The sequence below is a fragment of the Clostridium sp. genome (assembly GCF_036569345.1).
Classification (GTDB): domain Bacteria; phylum Bacillota; class Clostridia; order Clostridiales; family Clostridiaceae; genus Clostridium_AD.
On record NZ_DATCQT010000026.1, the window covers coordinates 1 to 3,907 of the forward strand.

Sequence of the window (3,907 nt, forward strand, 5' to 3'; positions counted from 1 at the left end):
TTACCCAATGAGAAAGTAAAATAAACGAGCGTTTGATTTACCGTCTCGTATAGGTAGAATACGTTTATGCTTGTTACAAATAGCATGGATTAATATGGTAATTCTATTGCCGTTTCTGTCCCATTACTACACAACCCCCAACTTGTGAAAAATGGTTTTTAGCTTTTGAAAGATTTTTCTTTTTCCCTTTTGTCATAATACCACCTCTTTTATTTTATAAAATATCATGAATAAATGATATAAAACAATAGGACGTTTAAGTAGTATACTGCTGGGAACTTGTTATATCAATTTTAAAATTAACCACTAGCATTTACTACACATAATTAGTTTTAGATATCTCAATATCCTTTGGTTTATTATCGTTATTATCCTGTTGACATTGTGTATTGAATGAACAATAATATTATTGTTCATGGCATTAATTGTAACATAAATAGAACATACGTGCGCGTGTGGAAACATTATTTCTTTACCAATGACCCTTTTTAATTTCATGCTCTATTGTAGTAGCTGCAATGAGCTTAATAGGAAGTTAAATAATAGTAATATAAATATATAATTAAAAATGGAGTTTTTCAGAAGAGTATTGAATAGTATATGGTATAGCGTACGAATAAAGTATGCGATAGTTAATAGCCATTCCCCTAAAGAGAGTGGCTATTTTTATAGTCTAATATATTAAAAAGGTTTCAAATTCTTTTCACATAGTATAGCTCTAATAACATACTAAGATGTCGGGGGCAAGTATTATATTATTATGTTTACTTATATTTGTTATTGCAGGAGTAATAGCATATTATTGAAATATTAAGGCAGTCGAAAGGGTGTCTATTTAATGCATTAAAATAGCAGGTACGATATAAAATTAGCGCACTCTGTATCAAATGAAAGAATTGGTGATTTGTCAAGAGTACCATATTATGTAAATGTTGCAAAGGTAACATTAACAATATAGGGTTAAGGGTTCATGTTTGTCTTATAGGCTTACAATACATAAAATAGTTCGGATAGAGTATACCTTAAAAAACATATAAAAATATACCTTATTGATGTTTATTAAGGTTGTTAAAACTGTTTAAAAACGTTTATACATAAACATTTACCTTTACGGACACTAATGTCTGATTATACAATGAACATTAATCAGTAAATATTTTGACAACTATATTCATAATATTTAAAATGTAAAGTATAGACAAATTTCTACATATAAGGGGGTTTTTTTTTGAAATGGATTTTAGAAAATGCTAATTGGATATTTAGTGGTATAGGTGTATTAGTAGTGTCTGTAGTAGTAGGTCTGTTCTTTAAAAATAAAGCTAATAGAAACATTACTCAAAGCATTAAATCAGGGGATAATTCCATAAACGCCCAAGGGGTTAAAAATGTTACTGTAACAATTGGGAAAAAAACCAATGAGTAACAATCAAGATATTAACGCAGGAGATTATTCAACTAATGTGCAGGGAAAGCAGGTTTCAGTAAATCAGACATACAGCGGTATATCCTATCCAGACGTAAAAGAAATTGCCATGGATGTGTTTAAAAGTAATTTTTATGACTTAGGGAATAAGGTTGACGAAATTGTCAATGAACGTGCAGAAACGATAATCAATAAATACTTAGATAAGCTAAAGAAAATAGATCCAAATTCAATAAAGAATACAGAGGATCCAGATTTACGTTATGTTATTTATGAGGCTCAAAAAAATCATGCCAGACGTGGTGATGAAGACATTGGAGAGTTGTTAGTTGATGTTTTAGTAAAAAGAACTATGACTGAAAATGAGTCATTAAAAAAATTAATATTAAATGAAGCAATAACAATTATTCCAAAATTAACATTAAAACAGATAGATATACTCTCTATAATTTTTTTAATGAGATACTTAAACTTTATTAAAGAGGTACCTGTTGAAGCTTTTATAGCGACGGTTAATAAATTAAACAAAGGGCTAGGTATAGCGGATAATGAGAGTTTCTACCCACATCTTGAATATACTGGCTGTATATCTATAAGTATAGGTTCTGTAGACTTTAAAAGAATAATGATTACTAAATTCACACAAATAAATAATGAAGAAGAGGCAGTCAAAATAATTGCTTCAAACCCAGAGTTATCTTCTTTATCAAGAATGTGGAATAACACAAAACTATGTAATTCTAGTTTAACGAGTGTTGGTTTAGCTATTGCTATTAGCAATATCAAAATTAAAACAGGATTAGAATGGGATTTAAATATTTGGGTAAACGAATAATTATAGTTTTGATTTAGAAACTATAATTAAAAAGTTGAGGGAGGTGGATTATTTGAAAACTAAATTTACTAATAGAGATTTTCATTGGCTAACAGGAATATTGATAGGAATAGTTATTCTTGTGTGCAGCATTCGGTTATCAGATAACTCAAATGTAGTAAATATATTTTCATTTATGGGCAGCGGAATATCAATTGCCTTAGCTTTTGTCGCAATAGGCATGTCTATAAAACAAGAATTGAGCTCTAATTTAGTAAACAGTGATACAAGAAAAACACTCATCTCATTAAATGAAAAAATTATAGGGCTTGGGGTGCAAGTAGGCAATTTAGATACAGAAGGTCTTGCAAATATAATGTCATCAAGTTTATCAAGTTTGCAAGATAATGTTATTAAAATAATAAATGAAAAAGTAAATGGATATGGCGTTGAAGAAAAATCAGCAATAAAAGAAGCTGTATCACAGGAAGTAAATAAAGTTAATCAAGAAACTAAAAAACAAATTGGAAATTATGTTGGTTCCAACATCAGTTCAACACTTAATGAATTTAGTTCTAATATGGCGAAGCTAAAAAGTTCTTATAGTGATAAAGAATGGGAAAATATCACCACTGCGGCTGCTAATCCATCTTTCAAATTTGATATTATGCTGGAATCTATAAAAAAATCAATAAATGAGGTTTCAAACAAAAAATGATAGTAAAATGCCGTGAAAGGTTAATTGAACTAAACCGCTAACAGCGGTGGCAGACGAGTGCTAATTACGTTAATTTAATTTTTATTTAAATAAAATATAAAGAATTATCTTAAGTAACTAAGCTAATTCTTTATTATAATGTACACTTCCTATAAACTTTTATCTAATATAGTCTCTTACAACCATTTTACATCAAATTCAATTATAGATGTGAAATGGTATACCCTTATGAGTTTTTTTATAAGACTTAATATCATTGATTAACATAGTTTTAAGATAAACCTAGTTATACATTTCAATACGTTATGTTAAACTAATATCAGCTATTATAATTTATTTTATTGTTTTATTCAAAGAAGCATAGTATTTTCAATGCTTTGAAGGTTTTAGGTCAGTTTAACACAATATTAGTTGTGTTAAACTCACGCCTTAATATTCCAAATCAGGTATATCCGTTAGCGTTGAAAAAGCATTTCAGAATCTTTCTACCAATGCTCAGGATGTATTAGGCTTTATTGATAATAAAATTAAACTTGATTATGAATTGTTCGTAGATACAGGGAAGCAATATGGTGATGATGCTATGCTATGGTACCTGCTTGATAAATTTTTCTTCGAAATCAGATGTAGTCATTGGCTTCCCAATTAAATAGCCTTGAATTGAATCACATTCAAGCTCCTTTAGAATATGGAATTGGGTTTCTGTTTCAATTCCTTCTGTAACGACTTTAATATTTAAACTATGCGCCATTACTATTATTGACTTAATAATAAATATATTTTTAGAACCACTTTCTAAACCCATTATAAGTGATTTATCAATTTTTATTGTATCAATTGGTAGCATATTTACATAATTAAGGGAAGAATAGCCTGTGCCAAAATCATCCAAGGATATTTTAATACCTAAAACTTTTAATTTTGTTAATATACTTATAATTAACTCTGG

4 protein-coding genes are annotated in these 3,907 nt (G+C 28.6%); 3 read left to right on the forward strand and 1 reads right to left on the reverse strand.

What is annotated here, in order from left to right; all coding sequences use genetic code 11:
- Positions 1–1,228: 1,228 nt before the first annotated feature.
- Genes VIM70_RS02200 through VIM70_RS02210 form a run of 3 tightly spaced genes read left to right on the forward strand, consistent with a single transcriptional unit; the run spans position 1,229 to position 2,958 of the window.
- Complete coding sequence (locus tag VIM70_RS02200; RefSeq protein WP_331943693.1) at positions 1,229–1,426, forward strand: hypothetical protein; 198 nt, start codon at positions 1,229–1,231, stop codon at positions 1,424–1,426.
- Positions 1,419–2,261: an LPO_1073/Vpar_1526 family protein gene (locus VIM70_RS02205; protein WP_331943695.1), complete on the forward strand. Its 843-nt coding sequence runs from the start codon at positions 1,419–1,421 to the stop codon at positions 2,259–2,261. The genes VIM70_RS02200 and VIM70_RS02205 overlap by 8 nt, the downstream gene beginning before the upstream one ends.
- 52 nt (positions 2,262–2,313) lie before the next feature.
- Positions 2,314–2,958 carry a hypothetical protein gene (locus VIM70_RS02210; protein WP_331943697.1) on the forward strand — a complete coding sequence of 215 codons (645 nt, stop codon included), beginning with the start codon at positions 2,314–2,316 and terminating at the stop codon, positions 2,956–2,958.
- Positions 2,959–3,544: 586 nt separating this feature from the next.
- Here VIM70_RS02210 and VIM70_RS02215 read toward each other — a convergent pair.
- Positions 3,545–3,907 (reverse strand): EAL domain-containing protein (locus VIM70_RS02215; RefSeq protein WP_331943699.1); only part of this gene is annotated, 363 nt, incomplete at its 5' end.